5 protein-coding genes are annotated in these 4,379 nt (G+C 36.4%); 1 reads left to right on the top strand and 4 read right to left on the bottom strand.

Features of this window, described 5'->3' with window-relative positions:
* A partial coding sequence (locus B0B05_RS16740) for a hypothetical protein (RefSeq protein ID WP_159435889.1) occupies positions 1-248 on the top strand: 248 nt, incomplete at its 5' end.
* A 188-nt stretch (positions 249-436) separates the two neighbouring features.
* On the opposite strand, the gene B0B05_RS16030 is transcribed toward B0B05_RS16740, so the two are convergent.
* From B0B05_RS16030 to B0B05_RS16010, 4 genes are all read right to left on the bottom strand, one after another.
* Positions 437-1,417 carry an SDR family NAD(P)-dependent oxidoreductase gene (locus B0B05_RS16030; RefSeq protein ID WP_076784576.1) on the bottom strand — a complete coding sequence of 327 codons (981 nt, stop codon included), beginning with the start codon at positions 1,415-1,417 and terminating at the stop codon, positions 437-439.
* 87 nt (positions 1,418-1,504) lie between these two features.
* Positions 1,505-2,074, bottom strand: coding sequence for a Crp/Fnr family transcriptional regulator (locus B0B05_RS16025; RefSeq protein WP_076784575.1), 570 nt, complete (start codon positions 2,072-2,074; stop codon positions 1,505-1,507).
* Between the two features lie 433 nt (positions 2,075-2,507).
* Entirely contained in the window at positions 2,508-2,936 is a 429-nt protein-coding gene (locus B0B05_RS16015; protein WP_076784573.1) for a hypothetical protein, read from the bottom strand.
* A gap of 205 nt (positions 2,937-3,141) precedes the next feature.
* Positions 3,142-3,819: a hypothetical protein gene (locus B0B05_RS16010; protein WP_076784572.1), complete on the bottom strand. Its 678-nt coding sequence runs from the start codon at positions 3,817-3,819 to the stop codon at positions 3,142-3,144.
* Between the last annotated feature and the right edge of the window lie 560 nt (positions 3,820-4,379).

Genomic DNA, 4,379 nt, shown 5'->3' with positions numbered 1-4,379 from the left:
TGTACCCTGATTGCACAGCTACTGTTGCAGGTTCTACGTGTAAAATCAAAGAGCAAAAAGGCATTTTCTACCATTGCGGCACTCATCAGGATTCATTTAATCAGCCATCTGGAAATATTTTGGATGGTACAGAACAGCAGGAGAACTTACACGAAACAGAAAAAACGAAGAAAACCACCTTGGATACAGACAGAATTGTTCTGAAAAACAGAGAGGTGGGTTTTTGTATTCTTATAAAAACATATTGAAAAACAATGTTTTATGAAGGAATATTACTCATTTGTGTGTTTATCCGTTTGATAGTGATTGTTTTTATACAATTTTGGTTGAGTTGATAGTTAATTTTCAACTATTCGTATTCTGATCAATTGTTCTCCCAAATATACTCAATTTTCCCTGTTAGGATTTGCCGTTTTGATGGACTGATTTTTATTCATTACATGGATGCAAGTGTGATTGCCGTGTCCTGTGGCTGAATGTTCATCAGTTTAATGCCGGATTTCCACAAATCAAGTTGGTAGTTTTTGTTATATGAGTCTGCTGATGACTTTCTTACCCTTCCGTCTGAATAGTATATACCGTTTAAATGTTGTAGGTCATGGGCATACGCCAAATTGGCTAATCGTTTACCGGATGTCTTGGCGCTATTGGTATTGTGTTTGAAAAAAGTAAGTATGGGCATTATGTTGTTCCATATAAATTTCAAAACCGGTGGGTAGGTCTGGGCAAGCCCTGTACCAGGTACCATTCCCGGATCAAAAGCATTGACGCGAATGTTTTTGCCGGCTAATTTTTCGTGCAAAATGTATGCGGTCATAACATTGCAGAGCTTAGAAGTTGAATAACGTCTTTGCCCAACGATGCTTGCTTTTTCTGTCGTTTCTTTTGGGAAAGCCAATTCTTTGCCGCTTGTGTAGACGGGTGGTTCTATACCCGTTTTGGTGGCGGGGTCATGTGTATCACTTGCCGTAAAGGTAATGCTCCCGTTTTTCTCAATGTAGGGCAACAGCAGCAGGGTCAGATAGAATCCGCCCAATTGGTTGGTGCCAAATGTAATTTCGAAGCCGTCTTTTGTATACGCTGTTTTGCCTATGTTCTGGATGCCGGCATTGTTTACCAGCGCTGTAATAACAGGATTTGGAAGCTTTGATATAGCACTTCTGAAATCCCGGATAGATTGCATCGAAGCCAGATCCAGCGGGAGGCAAATCAGATGTTGATGATGGGTTTTCTGTTTGATTATTTCAATGGCATCGTTTCCTTTCTGCGTATTCCTGCAGGCCAGGATAATTTGTTCCTCAGGTGCTATTTTGGCCATTTGTATGGTACACTCCAGGCCAATCCCGCTGTTGGCACCAGTAATGATGATTGATTTACGCACCGTTCTATGGTCACTTTTTTGGTATTCTTGATTCATCGGATTCATTTTTTTGTTTTAAGGTTTAACGGTACAAAAATGAATCGATTAAAAATGAAACCATTTGCCAAATGGCAAAAAGTGGATCTAACGGATGTTTTTTCTTATCCGGCTTAGAGATGACTGCGTAATACCCAAATAGGAAGCTAGATAAGAAAGAGGGATGCGGTTGAGAAGTTGCGGGTATTTTTCCATAAACGCCCGATAGCGTGCTGTTGCATCTTCAGACACCAGTGGGCTTCTCCTTTCTATTTTTTGGATCAGAGATTTTTTGACGATTTTATTCACAATGTTTTCCCAGCCAACAATGGTATTGGCAATTTCTTCCCAATTTTGTTGCGAAAACACAAGGAGCTGGCAGTCTGTAACCGCTTGCACATACTCTGATGAAGGCACTTTGTCATCAAAACTGTGTAGATCTACTACAAAATTGTTTTCGTCGATAAAATATTTGGTAATCTCCTGGCCTTTATTATCGTAGTAACAAATCCGGAGGATGCCTTCTACGATAAAACCAACCTGTTTGGCAATTTTGCCGGCTTCCGAGAAATAATCTTCCTTTTTAAGTTCCAGTTTTTGAGCCTTCTCTGCGATGACATCAATTTGTTGTCTGTTCAGGTTGCCAAACTGCAATACGTATTCTACCATTTCGTCCATAGTTGCAAATTTAGCAATTGCAGTCGGTGCGTTTTTTATCATTTGGCAAAAAGTTGTTAACGTCCCAGTTTGGAAAAAGCATCAATAGATCCTTTAGGAATTCTGTATATAGTGTCTCAAACGACAGAAAGATTATCTCGAACAAACCACTCTCAAATCGCTTTAAAAGAGGTTGGTTTTTATAGTTGATCACGGTAGTTTATCAGAAATAGGGTGCTGTGCTACATTTACTTATCTTACCTTCAGCTTTTTTAATTATTAAACTTTATTTAAGTCCTGCGTCTTTATCCAGCCTTTTGTTATTCGATTTCCGTAGAATGTGCAATAGGTCCAGTCGCCTTCTGTTTTGTCAACACACACAAAGTCGTTCTTAACTAAATAAGCCCTCTGTTTTTTGCCCTCTGATTTCTCAGAATAAAAATAGGTCTTGTTTTTAATCACATATTTTATTTGAGTCCATTCTGTTTTTTTTCTCAATGGCAAACGAAACAGGCTCGTCAGCAAAGTGTTGCACATTCCAGCAGCCTCCGTGTTCACTTGGTAATTTAATTTTCAAAGTGTTGCCATTAATGATTTCAATTTGTCCCCTTATAGTGTCGTCCGATTTGTATTCTGGGTAATAGGTCAAGACTTTAAATTTATTGTTATCAACCGTTCCTTCGATGTAAAAGATACAGGAAAACATAGGGTTCTTAGTTTCTTCGTCCCATCCCGTATAGCTTTCAAAATAACCTGTTAGTTTTTTGGTCTTGCTGTCGAAAGCCAATTTTAGTCCAGAATCATAGTCACCGGATTTTATAGTTTGTCCGAACGAAATATTTGTAAGCCAAACCAGAACTATTGCTGTCAAGAATGATTTCATTTTGTATCGTCTTTTAAAATAGCACATAATACCCAAATATACGCACTTCCCTCTCAGTCTATTTACGCTTTCCTTTAATCCACAAAAATCCCAACACTCGCCCGGATTTTACGCTTGAATTTTTTTTCTATGAGGCTATTTCATTGTTGGCTTTGCAAGCCCGGCCACTCAAGGCCCCGCCAAACGGAACGAAGCTAAAATCTGGTTATTGGCTGCAGTGTTTTTTCCCTTTTTTAGTTTTTGAATAGAAGAAAAATATTATTAATATTACTATGATTCCAATTATTACGACCAAAGCTGTTTTTAAATATTTGTTTTCAGTTTTTATCTTTTCATATCTTAATTGCGCGAAATCAGTTTTTCTTCTGAGTTTGTCAATCAATATATTTGGTTGATTTATAAACATGTCAATTTCTTCCACAGCAGGTTTTATGACAATGTTTTTATCTTTTTCTAAATATTCAATCTTTAACTTTTCAAGCGTTTTTAGGTCTGATTTTAGAACATTTTTTAAGGGCTTTGTTTGAGTGCAAAATTCAGAATAAATCAATCCTGTATCAGGTTCAATATATCCGAAAACCAAATATTCAGTATTGTTATCGTAAAACAAATCACAAGATCTTAGTTGCGAAGAAAATAGAGTTGCAGTTTTATTGTAAAATTCACTGTAAGCATTAAGTTTATATACTTTCTCAATATTTACTTTGCTAAAAAAATTATTAATTGTTTTGAATCCAGAAGGAGATTGAGTTATTTCATATACTTTTCCAATAAAAACAAAATCCGCATATTTAAAGGATTCTTGAATGTTCATTTCTTCACATTTACATCCAAATATTTTGACAGAAACTAAAATTAATAAAATGGCGAATTTTCTTTTCATAGACGCAGTTTGGTAAATATTACAGCTGACACCCAAATATACCTAATTCTTATAACACATCCTTGCACTTTCCCATAACCCCAAAAAATTACCACCCCAGCACGCCGTAGGTGTGCCCTATTAATAGCCCCCGGTTTTAACCGGGGGTAAAAAGAATCACCCCGCCCCGAAGATTTTGGCGCGTATTTTTGACCAAAAATCGTGACAAAATCTGTCACTGCGGCCATTTCTATCTAAACAAAAACCACTCTCAAATTCCTTTAAAAGAGGTTGGTTTTTATTATTAGAAATAGGGTGCTATGCTACAGTTATCAATTAGCACAAGTTTTTATTTTTTGTTATAATAGTCAAATGTTGCTTTTGAAATTTCTGCTATTATCTTCTCTGAATTTTCGAAAGTTTCATATGTGTCGTGAACAAAAATTGCTATAAATATTTTTTTATTAACCCGTTGTGCATTTTAAATAATTATGTATATCCGTTTTTAATCATACTGCTGTAATATTAGCAATAATGAGCCTTTCGAATAGTTTGTCTCCGAAATATCTTCGATTTAGTTT

Origin of the sequence: Epilithonimonas bovis DSM 19482, assembly GCF_900108115.1 — a bacterium.
In the GTDB taxonomy this organism is placed as follows: Bacteria; Bacteroidota; Bacteroidia; order Flavobacteriales; family Weeksellaceae; genus Epilithonimonas; species Epilithonimonas bovis.
The sequence above is the reverse complement of the archived record's forward strand: the minus strand, read 5'-3'. Positions and strand labels throughout refer to the sequence as shown.

What these genes read in the sequence shown, in the direction of transcription:
- B0B05_RS16030 (WP_076784576.1), bottom strand. Translation starts at nt 1,417, where the DNA reads ATGAATCAAGAATACCAAAAAAGTGACCATAGAACGGTGCGTAAATCA.
- B0B05_RS16025 (WP_076784575.1), bottom strand. Translation starts at nt 2,074, where the DNA reads ATGGACGAAATGGTAGAATACGTATTGCAGTTTGGCAACCTGAACAGA.
- B0B05_RS16015 (WP_076784573.1), bottom strand. Translation starts at nt 2,936, where the DNA reads ATGAAATCATTCTTGACAGCAATAGTTCTGGTTTGGCTTACAAATATT.
- B0B05_RS16010 (WP_076784572.1), bottom strand. Translation starts at nt 3,819, where the DNA reads ATGAAAAGAAAATTCGCCATTTTATTAATTTTAGTTTCTGTCAAAATA.